The sequence below is a fragment of the Acidiphilium multivorum AIU301 genome (genome assembly GCF_000202835.1).
GTDB classification, from domain to species: Bacteria; Pseudomonadota; Alphaproteobacteria; order Acetobacterales; family Acetobacteraceae; genus Acidiphilium; species Acidiphilium multivorum.
Genome location: NC_015186.1, coordinates 1126828 through 1144431 on the forward strand (window position 1 = coordinate 1126828; position 17604 = coordinate 1144431).

A 17604-nucleotide genomic window follows, 5' to 3' on the forward strand; every position below is an offset into this window, starting at 1 on the left:
CAATGCCGCCGTTCCGGATTGCGCGTTCGGTCAAGCTGTTCTGGGCCGGAGTCGCCGCCGCTGCGCTGATCGGCGCGGTCGTGCTGCAGGTAATCGGCCCGCCAGACCACGACACGGCCATGCTCACCGGCCCGGTCCTGCATCGCAGCGGCAGCGCGATCCCGCCTCCCAACCCGGCGCTGCTGGTCGCATCGAAAGCCAACCCGGCCTGGAAGATTCCGCATCCGGCGCCAGACGGGATGACGCCGATGCGTTATTACGCGGCCGCGGCGCCGGTCCCGGTGCCGCAAGGTCTGCATCCCGTGGCGGTAATGATGGGCGGCATCGGCGAGGCTCGGCAGGCGAGCCGCGATGCCATCCGCTCGCTGCCGCCCGCCGTCTCGCTCGCGCTCACGCCGTATGGACCGCACCTGCGTTCGGTGGTCGCGGCCGCCCGTGCCGCCGGGCACGAGACCCTGATGGGCATTCCGATGCAGACCGATCGCGAGCCCGCCATCACCGAGGGTGACGAGGCGTTGCGCGGCTCGGAACTCGATCCGGTCAACCTCAAGCACCTCGACTGGGCGCTGTCGCGAAGTGCCGGCTATGTGGGCGTCACCGACGAGATCGGCATGTCGGTCGACGAGACCTATCTCACCCAGTTGCTGAACCGCCACTGGCTCGGCAAGCAGCTGCGCCCGACGGGCCTCCTTCTTGTCACGGCATCGCAGGGCAGCGGCGTGCCCTCCGGCGTTCCCGGACGGGTGGCGGACGTGGTGATCCATCCCGAAATGAGCGTCGACGAACAGCGCGCGGCGCTGAAGCGGCTGGCGGCGACGGCGGTTGCGAGCGGCAGCGCGCTCGGCGTGATATCCTCGCCCACCGCGGATGACATCGCCGTGCTCGCCCAGTGGTGCCAGGGGCTGAAGGCGGACGGCCTGGTCCTCGTTCCGGTCAGCGCGCTGGTCGCGGCACGGGGCGCGCAATGACCGGCGCGACCGCCCTGCCCTACCGGAGCAATGTCGGCGCCGCGCTGTTCAGTCGCGCGGGCAAGATCCTGGTCGCGCGCCGGGCCGATCTCGGCCCCGACGCCGCCTATCAGTGGCAGCTGCCGCAGGGCGGGATCGACGGCGACGAAGATCCGGCCGCCGCCGTGCTGCGCGAGCTGGACGAGGAGATCGGCACCACCGCGGTCGAGCTGCTCGGCGAAATCCCCGAATGGCTCAGCTATGATTTCCCGCCTGACGTGGTGGCGAAATTCGGCGCGCGGCATCGCGGGCAGCGGCAAAGGTGGTTCGCGCTGCGCTTTCTCGGCACCGACGACATGATCCGCCTCGACGCCCACGCGCATCCCGAATTCGATGAATGGCGATGGACGGAGCTTTCCTCCATCCCGGCGCTGGCGGTGCCTTTCAAGCGACCTATTTACGAGCGCCTCGCGCGGGATTTCGCGCGGTTCGCCAAAACGGACGGAGCATGACGATGGGTGAGATGATCAACCTGACCGCCTCCTGCGGGCACAAATTCCAGGCCTATGCCGCCGGCGACACCGCCTCGCAGCGAGGCATCGTGATCGTGCAGGAAATCTTCGGCGTGAATTCGCACATGCGGCAGATCTCCGATCACCTGGCCTCGTTCGGCTACCGGGTCGTCACCCCGGCGCTGTTCGACCGGGTCGAGCGCGGCGTCGAACTCGGCTACGACGCCGCCGGGCGCGACAAGGGCCTCGCCCTCCGCGCCGAGATCACCGACGAGGCCGTGATGCGCGACATCGAGGCCTCGGCCGCCGCCCTTTCGCCGCGGCCCACGGGGATCATCGGCTATTGCTGGGGCGGCACCATCGCCTGGTGGGGGGCGACACGGAGCAAGAGCTTCAAGGCGGCGATCGGCTGGTATGGCGGCGGCATCGCCGCCACAAGGTCGGAAAAGCCGAACTGCCCGGTGCAGCTGCATTTCGGCGCCGAGGACAAGGGCATTCCGCTGGCGGATGTCGAGTCGATCCGCAAGGCGCAGCCGGATGTCGGAATTTTCGTCTACCCGGGTGCCGAGCATGGCTTCGGCTGCCACGACCGGCCGAGCTTCAACCCCCGCGCCAACGAGATCGCCGAGCATCGCAGCCTCGCCTTCTTCGCCGAACACGTCGTCTGACGGGCGGCAGCCGTGAGCGCCGCGCGGCCCGGAGGGATTGAACCCGGCCGCGTGGCGTGCTGTTGAGGCGGCATGTCCGACGCACCCTCCGCAGACCGCATCCTCATCCTCGATTTCGGCAGCCAGGTGACGCAGCTGATCGCGCGCCGCCTGCGCGAGACCGGCGTCTATTGCGAAATCTGGCCATTCGACGCCGATCCGGCGCGCATGGCGGCTTTTGCGCCGAAGGGCATCATCCTTTCCGGCGGCCCGGCGAGCGTGATCGAGGAGGTCGCGCCGAAGCCCCCGGCCGACGTGTTCGGCGCCGGCGTGCCGGTGCTCGGCATCTGCTACGGCGAGCAGGCGATCTGCGATGCGCTGGGCGGCGCGGTGGAAGGGTCGGACCATCGCGAGTTCGGCCGCGCCTTCATCGACGTCACCGCGGACTGCGCGTTGTTCGAGGGCGTCTGGGCCAGGGGCCAGCGCGCCCAGGTCTGGATGAGCCATGGCGACCGGGTGACCGCGCTGCCGCCCGGCTTCCGCGCGGTGGCGGTGAGCGAAGGCGCGCCCTTCGCCGCCATCGCCGACGATGCGCGGCGCATCTACGGCGTGCAGTTCCATCCCGAGGTCGTCCACACGCCGGACGGCGCCCGCCTGCTCGCGAATTTCGCGCACAAGGTCTGCGGCCTTGCGGGCGGCTGGACGATGGCGAATTTCCGCGAGACCGCGCGCGATGCGATCCGCGCCCAGGTCGGCACCGGGCGGGTGATCTGCGGCCTGTCCGGCGGCGTCGATTCCTCGGTCGCGGCGGCCCTGATCCACGAGGCGATCGGCGACCAGCTCGTCTGCATCTTCGTCGATCACGGCCTGCTCCGCGCCGGCGAGGCGGACGAGGTCGTGCGCGTCTTCCGCGACCGCTTCAACATACGACTGGTGCATCGAGACGCATCGGACCTGTTCTTCGCGGCTCTCGAGGGCGTCACCGATCCGGAGGTGAAGCGCAAGACGATCGGCCGCCTGTTCATCGAGGTGTTCGAGGAAGAGGCGAAGAATCTCGGCGGCGCCGATTTCCTCGCCCAGGGCACGCTGTATCCGGACGTGATCGAAAGCGTCTCCGCTCGCGGCGGGCCCAGCGCCGTCATCAAGTCGCACCACAATGTCGGCGGCCTGCCCGACCGGATGCGGATGAAACTGGTCGAGCCGCTGCGCGAACTCTTCAAGGACGAGGTGCGCGAACTCGGCCGCGAGCTGGGGCTGCCCGAGACCATCGTCGGCCGCCATCCCTTCCCCGGCCCCGGCCTTGCCATCCGCATCCCCGGCCCGGTCGACCGCGAGAAGGTCCGCATCCTGCAGAAGGCAGATGCGATCTATCTCGAGGAAATCCGCAATGCCGGCCTGTATGACGCGATCTGGCAGGCCTTCGTGGCCCTGCTACCGGTGCGCAGCGTCGGCGTGATGGGCGACGGCCGCACCTACGACTTCGCCTGCGCCCTGCGCGCCGTCACCAGCACTGACGGAATGACAGCCGACGTCTACCCGTTTGACATGAGCTTCCTGACGCGTGTCGCCGGGCGGATCGTCAACGAAGTGCGCGGCATCAACCGCGTCACCTATGACATCACCAGCAAGCCGCCCGGCACCATAGAGTGGGAATGATCCCGCGTCTGGCATAGGCTGGCACCGCCCGGCACAAAATCAACGATAAGACCTTGTAAGAAACGGCCTTTTCGTATCCCAACCTTGCATCGTCTGGCACCCTCTGGCAGCGCCAAGCACTATTTTTTCATGGCACATCCTGTGGTATTTGTAGTTGCCGATACCACCAATTGCTCGGGATACCATGTGCGCCAGCGAAGGTCATCATGGTATGGAAATCGCTTAAATTTCTGATTTTATTTGGTTTTATTTATTCAAGAGCCTATGATGAAATCATGGTATCGAGTGGCAAATATGGAGGCGAGCTGTGCTGACCGATACCAAGCTGCGCAATCTGAAGCCGCAGGATAAGCTCTACAAAGTGAATGACCGTGACGGCCTCTATGCGGCCGTCACGCCTGCCGGTTCGATCTCATTCCGCTACAACTACGCGATCCACGGCAGGCAAGAGACCGTCACCTTTGGCCGCTATGGTGTTGGTGGCATTACTCTCGCGGAGGCCCGTGAACGGCTAAACGAAGCCAAGAAGATGATCGCCGCAGGGAAGTCACCATCGAAGGAGAAGGCGCGGGATAAGGCTCGCATCAAGGATGCGGAGACGTTCGGAGCGTGGTCGGAAAAATGGCTGCGGGGCTACCAGATGGCCGATTCAACGCGCGACATGCGCCGCTCGGTGTATGAGCGCGAATTGAAGCCCAAATTCGGCAACCAAAAGCTGGTCGAGATTACACACGAAGACTTGCGCGCGTTGACCGACGCCATCGTGGAGCGGGGCGCCCCCGCAACGGCTGTGCATGCCCGAGAGGTGGTATTGCAGGTCTATCGATGGGCCATCGAGCGCGGCCAGAAGGTCGAGAACCCGGCGGAACTGGTGCGTCCGACGAGCATCGCCAAATTCGAGCCGCGCGACCGTGCACTGACGACCGACGAAATCGGCCTGATGTATCAGTATATGGAACGCATTGGCACGACACCATCTATCCGGGCAGCAGCCAAGCTGTTGTTGCTTACAATGGTCCGCAAGCGTGAATTGACCGATGCGACGTGGAGCGAGATCAACTTCAGCCAGGCCCTTTGGACGATCCCAAAGGAGCGCATGAAGCGCCGTACGCCTCATCTGGTGTTCCTGTCGAGGCAGGCGCTGGATATTTTCATTGCCCTGAAAACCTTCGCGGGCGGCTCGGAGTATGTGCTGCCGTCGCGGTACGACTCCGACCTACCTATGAGCCGCGCCACGCTCAACCAGGTGCTGACGCTGACATACCGCCTTGCACAAAAAGAGGGAAAGCATCTCGCCAAGTTTGGACCGCACGATTTGCGGCGGACGGCCAGCACATTACTGCACGAGGCTGGCTACAATACCGATTGGATCGAAAAATGCCTCGCGCACGAGCAGCGGGGCGTGCGAGCCGTCTATAACAAGGCTGAATACCGCGAGCAACGGTCAGCGATGCTCCAAGATTGGGCAGACATGATCGACGAATGGACGAAGCGGCCATCGATGGCGGAGCGACTGAGTTAATGGGTATTTTCAGTTGACGTCAAAAAATAGACAGAAAAACCGGAAAGGTTGGGCAGCTGATGGAACTCAGATGGAAGCGCCGTCAAAGCCTTGAAAACAGCTTGACGTTCAATGCCCAGCCTTCGTGCGGCGTCCGCCTGGCTGATTCTGTAGTGTAGCAGCATGACCATTTGCTTTTTGCGATCCGACAATTTTCCGTCTGCCATCCTCCGCGCATGATTGCGAAGCTCTGCCTCATCTCCGGGAGTAAGACCGTATTTGTGGACATAGTGATAGATGTAGAGATCAACTAACGGATCACCAGATTGCACTTTTACTTTGTCCAAGTTTCCTGATTGTTTCGTGAGTCTGGCCAACTCCTTGTCGAAATGCATAATTGACCGCTTTGCTTTTCGATAAGCAAGGTTCCATTCGCCGTTCGGCAATTGGGGGCGATGGTCTGTGCAGTACAAACTGCTTAGGCGCAGTTTGTCCTCCGGATCGTCTCTCTTGGCGTTGTCGTTCCCAAGTATAAAATCTGTCAACTCAGCGGGCGCACCACAAAGACGACAGAATTCTTGTGCGCGCCTGCCGTTTAAGCGCGTGTCTCTTATCTTGGACTTAGAGCGTATTTCGATCAGTCCGGGTCATATCCGCATGAGCTGAAGTAGTTGGCGCATTCGCGGTGCTGGAAGCTGTCGACGAGCCTGCCGATCAGGTCCCATAGGCCGGAGACGGTTCGCTCTCCGATCTTTCTGAGGATGGCCTTGAGGCGCGCGAACGCCTTCTCGATCGGATTGAAGTCGGGACTATAGGGCGGGAGGAAGCGCAGGGTTGCGCCGGCCGCTTCGATCCGTTCACGCACCGCGTCACGCTTGTGGCTCGACAGATTGTCCATGATGACCACGTCGCCGGGCCGCAGTTCGGGTGTGAGAACTTTGGTGACATATGCCTCGAACCAGTCGCCGTTGATGGGGCCGTCCAGCACCATCGGCGCGACCATCCCGGTCATGCGCAGCCCCGCCACCAACGTGGTGGTCTTGCGGTGACCGTGTGGGAAGCCCATCCGCAGACGTTCGCCCCTGGCGCAGCGGCCATGGCTGCGGGTCATGTTGGTGGCGGTCCAGGTTTCGTCGATAAAGACGAGGCGATCCGGGTCCAGATCGAACTGGCTATCGAACCAGTCCTGGCGCTGTTTCAGGATATCGGGGCGATCCTGCTCGATGGCGTGGCCAGTCTTTTTTTACGCGTCATGCCGCGGCGGATGAAGAAGCGGTGAAGCCCGGCCACCGAGACGTGCAAGCCGACCTCGATCAGCGCCAGGCGCAGCTCTGCAAGCGAGATGTCCTTACGCGTTTCCCAGATTGCGAGAATGTCCGCCCGCCGTTCCTCAACCCGACGTGAGCGCGTGTCGCCACCCTGAGGCTTCGGAGCAAAGCTGCCGGTATCGCGACGCTGCGCTCGCCAGCGGATTGCCGTCGCCGGCGCCACCCCAAAGCGGGCTGCCGCTGCCCGGCAACTCATCCCCTCATCAATCGCCGCCAAAAGCCGCCGACGAAGATCCATCGATAGTGGTTGGCCCATCCATGCCGGCCTCCTTCACCAGCACGGATTCTGAATCAGAAATCAACGCCAATGGGAATCCCCTCGCGATTCAGACCGGTCGAAAGCCGCTCTAAAGGGCGGCTTTCGGGCGCAAGATCGAATCAAGTCCAGCAATGTTTCGAGTGTGGCAACAAATTGTTGATCTCTCTCAGATTTCTCTGCCTGTGCAGAGACAAACGCTCTAAGCAATTGTCGTTGCAAGCGAGCCGTCGAATTTAATCCGAAGTTTTTACTTCAGAATAACCTGAACATGGCGGATTTCCTTGCGTAGCGCTGTTTTTCTGTATTCTGTTTGTGTCCATACATGGGGCTTGCGGCGCGCCTCGGTCTGTGATTATGGGATGGCCCGCCCCTCTCGTGGCGATCGGGTAGTATCGCCGCTGGTTTGGAGAGAGGAGCAGACCGATGGATATCATGATTCTCGGCATCGATCTTGGGAAGAACTCTTGCAGCGTGGTGGGCATGGACGCCGCCGGCCGGGTTGTTTTGAGGCGGAGACTTCGGCGGGGAACGTTGGAAAGTTTCGTTGGCGAGCTTGGGTCGTGCATTGTGGCAATGGAAGCATGTTGCGGCGCTCATCACCTCGGGCGGATTTTCGCCGCGCGGGGCCACGAGGTGCGGCTGATGTCGCCGGAATATGTCCGTCCGTACGTGAAGGCGCAGAAGAACGATGATCTCGACGCGGAGGCGATCGCAGAGGCTGCGACGCGGCCAACGATGCGTTTCGTGCCTGTGAAGAGCCAGGACCAATCTGATCTCCAGGCTTTGCACCGAGCCCGGGAGCGCCTCGTCTCGGAACGGACGGCGCTGATCAATCACTTGCGGGCGTTGCTGCTGGAGCGAGGGATCGTCGTTCCGCAAGGCCGGAGGAAACTGGAAGCCGAGCTTGAGACATTGGCCGAAGATGGCGGTTTTGCCGCGTTGAGCCCGCGCATCCGGACGTTGATCGAAGATCTTCGGGCGGAATGGCGTTCACTCGACCAGAGGATCACCGGCTTCGACGCCGAGTTCGTTCAGTTGGCTCGTGACGACGTGGCTGTGCGACGTTTGACCAAAATCCCAGGAATTGGAACGATAAACGCTACGGCGCTGGCGGCGGCGGTCGGCGAGGCGCATGCATTCAAACGTGGGCGGGACATGGCGGCGTGGCTGGGGCTCGTTCCACGGCAAATGACAACGGGTGGAAAACCGCGCCTGCTCGGCATCAGCAAACGCGGCAATCGTTATTTGCGGAAGAACTTGATCCATGGCGCACGAGCGGCGCTGCCTTATCTTGTCGAACGCGATACGCCGTTGGGCCGCTGGGCGCGGGGATTGCTCGATCGAGCGCATAAGAACGTGGTCGTAGTCGCGCTGGCCGCGAAGCTGGCTCGGATTGCATGGGCCGTTTTGGCGCACGGTTGCGATTACGACGCCCAATTCGAAGCGGCGGCTGCGGCCGCATGACGGAATCGCCCGAACAGCGCTCACAGTTGGGCGCGAAAGGGCAGTCGATGTCTGCGTGAGGTGAAAGGAAGATGGCCTGACAGTCGAACGGCGGCTTGAAAACCTGACGCAGTGAACGGCCTCCGAGGCCGGTGTGATTATGAGGATCAGGCCGCGCGGATCTCCATCTTGGCCGGGTTCGAAGCCCGAGACCGGATACGTTGAAGCAGACTGATTAGAGCCAGATGAAAATCACCCCTTGCGGACGGGGCGGGCCATACGTTCCCTGCCTCCATGTTCATTGACGTGGTTCCGAATGGCCGATCGGCGCCGGCCGTGCTGTTGCGGGAGAGTTTCCGCGAGGGTCGCAAGGTTCATAAACGCACCATCGCCAATCTGAGCCAGATGCCGCCGGAGCTGATCGATGGGCTGCGTGCGCTTCTCGCGGGTGGCGCGGTGGTCGGTGGTGCCGATCAGGCACTCGAGATCCGGCGCTCGCTGCCGCACGGTCATGTGGCGGCGGCACTCGGGATGATGCGCAAGCTTGAGATTCCCCGCCTGCTGGGCCGGAGGGAGTCGCGCGAGCGCAATCTCGCCCTGGCGCTGATTGCGGGCCGGGTGATCGCACCGGGCTCGAAGCTCTCGACCCTGCGCGGGCTGAACCCGCAGACCGCAACGACCAGCCTCGGCGAGATCCTCGAGCTCGGCGCCATTGAAGAGCGCGAGATCTACGCCGCACTGGACTGGCTGGGCGCGCAGCAGGGCCGGATCGAGCGGCAGTTTGCAAGGCGCCATCTGCGCGACGGCACGTTGGTGCTCTACGACGTCAGTTCATCCTACCTCGAAGGCCGGCATTGCGAACTGGCACACCACGGATACAGCCGGGATCACCGGCCCGATCGGCCGCAGATCGTCTATGGTCTGCTGTGCGATCGCGAGGGGCGGCCGATCGCAGTGGAAGTGTTCGAAGGCAACACCGCCGATCCGGCCACGGTCGCCGCCCAGGTGGAGAAGCTCAAGCGGCGGTTCCATCTCGAGCGCGTCGTCCTGGTGGGTGATCGCGGGATGATCACCACGGCGCGGATCCGCGAGACGATCAAGCCGGCGGGGCTGGACTGGATCAGCTGCCTGCGCGCGGGGCAGATCCAGGATCTTGCCGAGGGAGCGCTGCAGATGTCGCTATTCGACGAGCGCGATATCGCCGCGATCACGTCGCCCGATTATCCGGGCGAGCGGCTGATCGCCTGTCGCAACGCCGCCCTGGCGACCGAACGACGGCGCAAGCGCGAGGCGCTGCTCGTGGCTACCGAGACGGAACTGGCGCGGATCCGGGATGCGACACGGCGCAAACGCGCTCCTCTTCATGGCGAGGCCGCGATCGGGCTGGCGGTGGGGGCGGTGATCAACCAGCGCAAGATGGCCAAGCATTTCGATCTCACCATCACCGCCAGCCGCTTCGATTTCCAGCGCAACGCCGCCAGCATCGCGCGCGAGGCGGCCCTCGACGGCATCTATGTCATCCGCACCAGTGTGAGCGCGGACGTCATGAGCGAGACCGAAGCCGTGTCAGCCTACAAGGACCTTTCGCGGGTGGAACGGGCGTTCCGGACCCTCAAATCGGTCGATCTCGCGATCCGCCCGGTGCATCACTGGCTCTCACCGCGGGTGCGTGCCCACGTCTTTCTCTGCATGATGGCCTATTACGTCGAGTGGCATCTGCGCGACGCCCTCAAGCCTCTGCTGTTCCAGGATCACAACCGGCCTGGGGCCGAGGCCGGACGCACATCGCCGGTTGCCCCCGCATCGACATCCCCGGCCGCCGATCACAAGCGCGGGCGACGCCGCAACGACCAGAACCTGCCGATTTCGAGCTTCAGCGACCTGATGGCGCATCTCGCGACCCAGACCCTGAACACCGCAGCCCTGCCCAAGGCGCCGAATGCCACCTTCACCACCCTGGCAAAGCCCACGCCACTGCAAGCCGCCGCCTTCGACCTGATCGGGATCGACCCCATGCGTGTCCAGTAAGCGGCAAAATCAAATCAGAAAGTTTGTCGATAAATGCAGGGAGTTTGCATTCAAATTAGTGAAAACTTCAGTTTAATCCTACAAGGCCAACGATTTCACTGAGCGGCACGACACCGCCAGCGCCGGGTATGTAGCTCAAATACCGTTGTGGACTCGATGTCGCATAACTGGCGACCGCTGGATCAATGAGTTCTTTTATCAGACGGTCGATGCGTTTGCCCCGCGAGGCTGCGGAGTACGGTGACCAGCGATCCTGAAACTGCCGGACGGCTTTCGCGATATTTAGATCACATCCCTCCCAGACTCGGATGAACGGAAAAGATTTCATGTCAACCAAAATAGCCAATTATTCGGTCGATGCAATCGGCAGTGCTGGGCATCTTCAAGCACATGCTTGCAAATGCTTAAGGAGACCAAATCGTGCCCGTAACGACGAATAGAACTCTCATCAATCGCCGCCAGCTTCATGCAATGATTCCTCTGGCTGAGCGCACGATTTTCAACATGGAGCAACGAGGGGAATTTCCTCGCCGGATTGTGCTCACCAGCAGAAATGTCGCTTGGGACTTGGCTGAGATTGAGGACTGGATTGAAGCTCGTAAGTCCTCGAGCATTCATGCAATCAGCCCCGGCTCAAGGACGTGATCCGTGGTAATTGACTTACAGACGGCATTCGAAAGCGAGCCGCCTACACTGGACTTTATCTGGCCTGGCTTTCTTGCAGGAACAGTCGGTGCGCTTGTAGCTCCGGGAGCCACGGGCAAGAGCTTTTGGGCATTGGAAGCTGCGATGTCCATCGCGTGCAGTAGTGCTGGTGGCGATCTCGTGGGGCTCAACCCTACTCACACTGGCCGCGTAATCTATCTGGCTGGAGAAGATCCGCCGGCCGCGCTCGTGTGTAGGGTTCATGCCATCGGCAAGCACTTGGTCCGGCAGGCGCGCGAAATCATCATGGAAAACCTCACGCTTGAGCCAATCATGGGACAGCGTATGAACGTGATGGACAGTCGGCACCTTGCTCGGATCATCGATTTCTGCGGCGATGCCCGGCTTATCGTTCTGGACACGCTAAGCCGAATCCACTGTTTGGACGAGAATAGCAATGGCGACATGGCCCGGCTTGTTGGCACACTGGAACACGTCGCTTCCAGCACTGGAGCAGCGATCCTGTACTTGCATCATGTCAGCAAAGGGAGCGCCCGAGAATTTCAAACCGACCAACAACAGGCGGCGCGGAGCTATGGCGGAATTTGGGTGACGCGGCGTGATCAGGCGGCGCGGCTCTGGGTGGCGTCGGATTGTGCGACGCCGTCGTTGAATCTGACGCCTTCGATGACGCGTGGCAACTGGCTGGTGCCGTTGAGCTTGCGCCATTTCTTCGAAGCGGCCCGGATCAAGGTGAAGACCATTAGCTTGGCGGTCTTCTGCGATAACGCGCCTTTGGTCCGGACCGTGCGGTGACGAACGGTGGCGAAGACGCTCTCGATCGGGTTCGAGGTACGCAGATGCTCCCAATGTTCGGCCGGGTAGTCATAGAAGGCCAGCAGAACCTCGGTGTCCTTGGTCAGACAGGCGACACCGCGCTGATACTTGGCGGCATATTTCGCCTTGAAGGTGTCGATCGCCGCCAGGGCGGCGGCGCGGGTTTCAGCGTGCGAGATTTCGCGCAGGTCGGCTGCCACCGCTGGCTGCATGGATTTCGGAAAGTGGTTGAGCACGTTGGCGATCTTGTGGAACCAGCAGCGCTGATGGCGGGTGCCGGGGAACACCTCGTCCAGCGCCTTCCAGAACCCAAGTGCGCCGTCGCCGACGGCCAGTTCGGGCGGCACGGCAAGCCCTCGAGCCTTGAGATCGACCAGCAGTTCGCGCCAGCTCTGCGCGCTCTCGCGGAAGCCGACCTGAAAGCCCAGAAGCTCCTTCCGGCCTTCCGGTGTCGCCCCGATGATCACCAGCATGCACTCGGCCTGCGGCTCCATCCTGGCCTGCAGGTAGACGCCGTCGGCCCAGACATAGACATAGCGGCGCGCCGAGAGATCGCGGCGCTGCCAACGATCATACTCCTCCTGCCAGCCTGCCGTGAGGCGGGAAATCACCGCCGGCGACAGGTTCGGCGCGTCCGCCCCGAGCAACGCCGTCAGCGCCTCCTGGAAATCGCCGGTGGAGACGCCGCGCAGATACAGCACGGGCAACAGGGCATCGAGGCTTTTCGAGCGGCGTGCCCAGCGCGGCAGGATCGCCGAGGTGAAGCGGATCCTCGTCTCCGCCGACACGCCCGGCGCGCGGTCACGCACCTTCGGCCGCTGCACCGGGATCGGTCCGATCCCGGTCTGCACCGCCCGTTCCGGTCCGGCGCCGTGCCGGACAACACGCTGCCGGCCGTCGGGCAAGAGTTCCTCGCTGAACTGGGCAACGAAACTTGCCGCCTCGGCCTTCAGGGCTGCCATCAGCATCTGCCGCGCGCCCTCACGGGCAATGTCCGTCAACGGGTCCATGATCGAACCAGGCTGATGAAAGGAGGTGATCGTGCTATTCTCGTTCATAGGCGTATCGCTCCTCAGGGAGGTTCTGGCAGGCTTGGACACCCGCCACGATACGCCGCCTTCTCAAACCTCATCACCTATTTTCAGCCATAGCCCGGCGGCGCGGGGTGCATCGGCACTGATCGACAATGCCCGGTGGTGCGGCTTTGTCGCAAAGATGACCGAGAAAGAGTCCGAATGTCTAAGTGACCTCCCCGATGACCGAAAGCCTATTGGCAACGACCGCCGAGGCCATTTTGTTCGGTTCGGGGTTTCCAAGCAAAACTATGACGCAACTCCTCTTGATCGCTGGTATCAGCGTCGGAGCGGCGGAGTTCTGTTGCCTGTGAAACTTTTCGAGGCAACGCAAGAGAGTAATAGGAAGGTATGGCGTGGGTGCGCATGATCTGACCCATGCCTGCCACGACCGAGGTCACTGTCTTGCACCGGGGCTATTCCGCAGTCTCAAGCGTGGCGACCGCAGACGCGAAAAATTGCATGTCATATATGACTACGGCACCGGCAAGAGCATTGAGTTCAGCGGACCAGAGCCCCTGGGCGCAGATGACCTACGTATCTTGCAAGGCCTCGTGGCAATGGCCGGGCCAGCGGGACTCGTTTTATCCCCCATGCCTCGGACCAAAGAAGGGCAACAGCTACGTCTGCTCCTCGAACCCAAGTGGGAAGCTGTCCAACAGAATGCATTGGTAATTATGGGCAGCTATCAGGCGCTGTGTCGTGAAATTGGCTATGCAAACTGCAAAGACACTAAGCCTGTCAGGGACTGTATTGAACGGCTCTGGAAGGTATCTGTGATAATTCAAAATGGCAAACAACGTCAGGGATTTCGCTTACTGTCTGGGTATGTCTCTGATGAGCAGCACTGCAAACTGCATGTGGCGCTGAACCCATTAATTGCCGAAGCAGTCATGGGACGTGGGCAACATGTCCGAATCGATATGGATGAAGTTCGGGCGTTACAAACGGACCCTGCCCGCCTCATTCATCAGCGCTTATGCGGTTGGATTGACCCCGGAAAAATCGGGCGCGTTACCCTGGACACGCTTTGCAGTTACGCTTGGCCTGATGACGCTTGCGCCGAGACTATGAAGAAACGACGCCCAAAAGCCCGAAAAGCGCTCACGGAGCTAACTTCATTGGGATGGGCAGTGGACGAGTACGCCAAACATAAATGGGAAATCCGTCGGCCGTCCGATCGCCGCCCTCCGCATCCAGCCCCACGGTAACTGTCCCCAAATCCCACGGTAACTGTCCCCAAATCCCACGGTAACTGTCCCCTCTCAACATCGAAAAAGAGTTTTATAACAACATCTTACTACCAGTTTTGAAAACCCTTCTAAGATTTATCTAAGAGCCGGACCGAAAAAGATAGTTGAGCGATTTCAGTAGGTTGTGATTCTGTCGGTTTGCAACAACAGACGGATTCGCAATGGCTTGGACTGAAACCGCTCGGCAACGATATTGCCGGGCCGGATTGCGCTACGCAAGCGACCTCACCGACGCCGAATGGGCCTTGATCGAACCATTCATGCCCTTGCCGCCGCATCGAGGCAGGCCCCGAACGGTGGCACTGCGAAGGATTGTGGAGGCCATCTTCTACATGCTGTCGACCGGTTGCCAGTGGCGGCAGATCCCGAAGGAATTCGCGCCGTTCACCACTGTGCAGGGCTATTTCTACCGCTTCTGTCGCGACGGCACGTTCGATCGCATCAATCACGTCTTGGTCATGCAGGCGCGGGAAATAGCCGGACGAGAGGCGTCTCCCACAGCCGGTGTGATCGACAGCCAGTCGGTCAAGACCACCGAGGCTGGCGGGCCGCGCGGGTTCGATGCCGGAAAGAAGATCAAGGGACGCAAGCGCCACATCGTCACCGATACAATCGGCCACCTCGTCGGTGCGATCGTTCATCATGCCGGTATTCAGGATCGGGATGGGGCGCCCGACGTGCTCAAATCCGTCAAATCCCTGTATCCCTGGTTGCGGCACGTATTCGCCGACGGCGGCTATGCCGGTCCCAAACTCAATGGACGCCTCGCCAAAATCGGCAAATGGACCATACAGATCGTCAAGCGCTCCGACGCCGCCAGCGGGTTCGAACTTCTGCCGCGACGTTGGGTGGTAGAGAGAACCTTTGCCTGGCTCGGCAGATGCCGGCGCCTCGCAAAGGATTTCGAAGCCACCGTTATCAGCGCCACCGCATGGCTCTTCCTCGCACATATCCGCCTGATCACACGAAAAATCGCCCGTCACAGATAGCCACACTACCATTCAGATTCGGGCTCTAAGAAAATCTATGAGGCGCCCGAAGCGCAGCGCCTTCATGGCGCTGCCCTTCCAGCATCAATCGGCTTTCGACCTCAGGTTCAATATAAACCAAAATAAAAATCTTCAAATTTCAATCAGCGAATCTAGATACCAAATATATAACTTGGATCACGAATGGTATTTATTAAAAAATAAAACTATTAAAATAATAAGTATAATTACTTCCAGACTAAATCACTGAATAATTGTTTCAACTCAACCTAATATTACCAGTTCTGTGGATCGGAGGATTGATGCAGCCTGAGAGCTGGATCACAAAATATAATTGTTCGATTTCAGCGGGTTATGATTCAGTACGTTTGCTAAGACGAACGGAGACACAATGGCCTTGACTGAAATTGCTCGGCAACGATACTTCTCTGCGTGGTTGCGCGACGCAAGCGACCTCACCGACGCCGAATGGGCCTTGATCGAACCATTCATGCCCTTGCCGCCGCATCGAGGCCGGCCCCGGACGGTGGTGCTGCGAAGGATTGTGGAGGCCATCTTCTACATGCTGTCGACCGGTTGCCAGTGGCGGCAGATCCCGAAGGAATTCGCGCCGTTCACCACTGTGCAGGGCTATTTCTACCGCTTCTGTCGCGACGGCACGTTCGATCGCATCAATCACGTCCTGGTCATGCAGGCGCGGGAGATAGCCGGACGCGAGGCGTCGCCCACAGCCGGCGTGATCGACAGCCAGTCGGTCAAGACCACCGAAGCCGGCGGGCCGCGCGGGTTCGATGCCGGAAAGAAGATCAAGGGACGCAAGCGCAACATCGTCGCAACCTTCCGGCGACCTTCGTGGACCCCCAGGTTGCCGTGGTGTATTTCAACCAGGACATCCAGAATTTCTGGTCACGGCAGGCGAGTTGGGTGGGTCGCCTCCTGATGCCGTCTGGGCGTTCAGGCGGTGCGGCGCCACGAGGCAATTTCAGCGCGAAGATCGGCGCGTGCCGCCGTGTGCCGGCGGGGCGATAGCGTGGCGCGGGCGGCGCCTCCCGGGCCGAGCGGCAGGAAGCGCGGGGACGCGAAAGCGGCGTATGCCAAAGCCGGGGGTAAGACCGGGAGACGCAGGCCGGCCGAGCCCTCGACGCTGCCGGTGGGGATCAGCGGGCTCAACGCGATCTTCTTCTGCCTGATCACCGCGGATCTCGGCACGCTGGGTGGGCTCGCGGCATGGATCGGCGATCCGGGCGCGGGCGGGCTGCTGCCTGTCGTGGGGATCGCGCTTGGCATCATCTATTGTTGCTTTCCGCTGCAATTCCTCGATGGCCGGGCGACGCTCGCGCTGAGCGGCTATCGCATCCTACTGCGCGCCCTGCTGGTGCTGCACGTGCCGCTGGCGATCCTGCTGCTGCTCGCGCTGCATGCGGGGGCGGACAGCGCCGGGGACCTGTTTCTCACCGCGCCGGTCAGCATCCTTGCGACGCCGGGGCTGTATGTGATCTGGCGGGCGCTGGTCTCGCTGCGCTGGCTCGACCCTGCCGCGCCGATCGAGACATGGGAGGCGATGCCGGGGATCGACGGGACGGCGATGTCGACGGACGGCCCGCCGAAACAGGCGACGCCGATGGCGGTGGCGCTGACATTGCCGTTCGTCGCGGCGTGGCGGGCGCGCCAGACGGCGATGGCGGCGTGTGCCGGACTGCTGTGGCTGGGCGCGCTGGCGCTGGCGCCGGTCGCGCCCTGGCAGGCTCTGCTGGCCTTCTGCCTTGCCGCTGGGATCGGCCAGCGCGCCGCGGCCGGCGCCACGGGGGCGACGGATGGCCCGCCGGAGCCGGCGACGGATCGCATGGCGACACTGCGGGCCATCTTCCCCCCTGCCCGGCTGGTGCCGGCGCCGGCTTTCGCGGCAGCCGGGCTGCTGGCCCTGCCTTGCCTGTTCATTATCGACTTCACCGCGCTTGGGGCGTTCCTAGCCCTGCCAGGAGTGGACAGCGTCGCGTCCCTGCGCGCAGCGCTGGGAGCGAACGAACTGGTGCTCCTACTGCTGCTCGCGCTCGCGTTCATTCCGGCGATGTTCTTCATGCCGCTCGGCACGCCGGCGGGAAAGCTGACATTCCGGCTGGCGGCGCTGGGGCTCGGACTTGGCGAGATCGGCCTCGCCGGGCTTTATGCGGCGATCGGCTTCCACATCGCAGTCGGCGGCATCGGGATTGTCGTGCCGCAGGCGGCCGCGACGATGCTGCGGCCGATCATGGTCCTGCTCCTCGGCGGGCTGATGCTGGCGCTGGTGGCGCTGCGGGCGGTGCCTGGCTTCGGCGGCGTGGCGAACCTGCTGGCGGACTGAGGTCTGAACCGCGCCGCGTGGTTGTCGTGCCGGTCCGGCCTGCAACCTATATGTCAGGGCAATGGACGTTCGGCCCGGGCGATGACAGGCGCTTCGGGCGCTATTTCGGGCCAGAAATGCCGATCAGGATCAGGTTTGGCGGGGC

Annotated in this window: 15 protein-coding genes and 2 pseudogenes; 13 read left to right on the plus strand and 4 right to left on the minus strand. The window is 62.0% G+C overall.

What is annotated here, in order from left to right; genetic code table 11:
• Positions 1-2 precede the first annotated feature (2 nt).
• The 5 genes from ACMV_RS04900 (at position 3) to ACMV_RS04920 (ending at position 5284) form a co-directional block, all read left to right on the plus strand.
• On the plus strand, positions 3-968 hold the full coding sequence (locus ACMV_RS04900) for a divergent polysaccharide deacetylase family protein (RefSeq protein ID WP_013639718.1): 966 nt from the start codon (positions 3-5) through the stop codon (positions 966-968).
• Positions 965-1459 (plus strand): RNA pyrophosphohydrolase, encoded by a 495-nt coding sequence (locus ACMV_RS04905; protein ID WP_007424438.1) that lies wholly within the window; start codon positions 965-967, stop codon positions 1457-1459. Before ACMV_RS04900 ends, ACMV_RS04905 begins: the two co-directional genes overlap by 4 nt.
• Before the next feature lie 2 nt (positions 1460-1461).
• A complete protein-coding gene (locus ACMV_RS04910) occupies positions 1462-2127 on the plus strand; it encodes a dienelactone hydrolase family protein (protein ID WP_011941859.1) in 666 nt (221 codons plus the stop codon).
• A gap of 72 nt (positions 2128-2199) precedes the next feature.
• Positions 2200-3762, plus strand: a complete 1563-nt coding sequence (gene guaA / locus ACMV_RS04915) for a glutamine-hydrolyzing GMP synthase (protein ID WP_007424436.1) — start codon at positions 2200-2202, stop codon at positions 3760-3762.
• A gap of 307 nt (positions 3763-4069) precedes the next feature.
• Positions 4070-5284 carry a tyrosine-type recombinase/integrase gene (locus ACMV_RS04920; protein ID WP_013639720.1) on the plus strand — a complete coding sequence of 405 codons (1215 nt, stop codon included), beginning with the start codon at positions 4070-4072 and terminating at the stop codon, positions 5282-5284.
• On the opposite strand, the gene ACMV_RS20755 is transcribed toward ACMV_RS04920, so the two are convergent.
• Complete coding sequence (locus ACMV_RS20755) at positions 5281-5808, minus strand: hypothetical protein (protein ID WP_148360952.1); 528 nt, start codon at positions 5806-5808, stop codon at positions 5281-5283. The two genes, ACMV_RS04920 and ACMV_RS20755, sit on opposite strands and share 4 nt — an antisense overlap.
• A 92-nt stretch (positions 5809-5900) precedes the next feature.
• Positions 5901-6847, minus strand: a protein-coding gene (locus tag ACMV_RS19665; protein WP_085947335.1) for an IS630 family transposase whose coding sequence is annotated in 2 segments (ribosomal slippage) — positions 5901-6508 and positions 6508-6847 — 948 coding nt in all. Because the reading frame shifts where the segments join, the coding sequence is not laid out codon by codon here.
• A 426-nt stretch (positions 6848-7273) separates the two neighbouring features.
• Here ACMV_RS19665 and ACMV_RS04935 point away from each other — a divergent pair.
• Complete coding sequence (locus ACMV_RS04935) at positions 7274-8314, plus strand: IS110 family RNA-guided transposase (protein ID WP_011930570.1); 1041 nt, start codon at positions 7274-7276, stop codon at positions 8312-8314.
• A gap of 273 nt (positions 8315-8587) precedes the next feature.
• The gene (locus ACMV_RS04940; RefSeq protein WP_013639724.1) at positions 8588-10321 is read left to right on the plus strand and encodes an IS1634 family transposase; all 1734 of its coding nucleotides are present in this window, start codon (positions 8588-8590) and stop codon (positions 10319-10321) included.
• Between the two features lie 324 nt (positions 10322-10645).
• On the opposite strand, the gene ACMV_RS21125 is transcribed toward ACMV_RS04940, so the two are convergent.
• Positions 10646-10789 (minus strand): hypothetical protein, encoded by a 144-nt coding sequence (locus ACMV_RS21125; protein ID WP_172637312.1) that lies wholly within the window; start codon positions 10787-10789, stop codon positions 10646-10648.
• A gap of 36 nt (positions 10790-10825) precedes the next feature.
• Between ACMV_RS21125 and ACMV_RS19675 the strand changes: the two genes are divergently transcribed.
• Together ACMV_RS19675 and ACMV_RS19680 are read left to right on the plus strand one after the other, a co-directional pair.
• Positions 10826-10966: a helix-turn-helix transcriptional regulator gene (locus tag ACMV_RS19675; protein WP_456236367.1), complete on the plus strand. Its 141-nt coding sequence runs from the start codon at positions 10826-10828 to the stop codon at positions 10964-10966.
• A gap of 3 nt (positions 10967-10969) precedes the next feature.
• Positions 10970-11506: pseudogene (locus ACMV_RS19680) on the plus strand (AAA family ATPase); the annotation flags it as partial.
• 83 nt (positions 11507-11589) lie between these two features.
• Here ACMV_RS19680 and ACMV_RS04945 read toward each other — a convergent pair.
• A complete protein-coding gene (locus ACMV_RS04945; RefSeq protein WP_013639726.1) occupies positions 11590-12861 on the minus strand; it encodes an IS256 family transposase in 1272 nt (423 codons plus the stop codon).
• 371 nt (positions 12862-13232) lie between these two features.
• On the opposite strand from ACMV_RS04945, the gene repC reads away from it, so the two are divergent.
• The 4 genes and pseudogenes from repC to ACMV_RS04960 all read left to right on the plus strand — a co-directional run bounded on the left by repC (position 13233) and on the right by ACMV_RS04960 (position 17459).
• Positions 13233-14087: a replication protein C, IncQ-type gene (repC, locus tag ACMV_RS19690; protein WP_013639728.1), complete on the plus strand. Its 855-nt coding sequence runs from the start codon at positions 13233-13235 to the stop codon at positions 14085-14087.
• 203 nt (positions 14088-14290) lie between these two features.
• Positions 14291-15118, plus strand: coding sequence for an IS5 family transposase (locus ACMV_RS04950; RefSeq protein WP_013639729.1), 828 nt, complete (start codon positions 14291-14293; stop codon positions 15116-15118).
• 391 nt (positions 15119-15509) lie between these two features.
• Positions 15510-15950: pseudogene (locus ACMV_RS04955) on the plus strand (IS5 family transposase); the annotation flags it as partial.
• Between the two features lie 318 nt (positions 15951-16268).
• Positions 16269-17459 carry a hypothetical protein gene (locus ACMV_RS04960; RefSeq protein WP_013639732.1) on the plus strand — a complete coding sequence of 397 codons (1191 nt, stop codon included), beginning with the start codon at positions 16269-16271 and terminating at the stop codon, positions 17457-17459.
• The last annotated feature ends 145 nt before the right edge of the window (positions 17460-17604 follow it).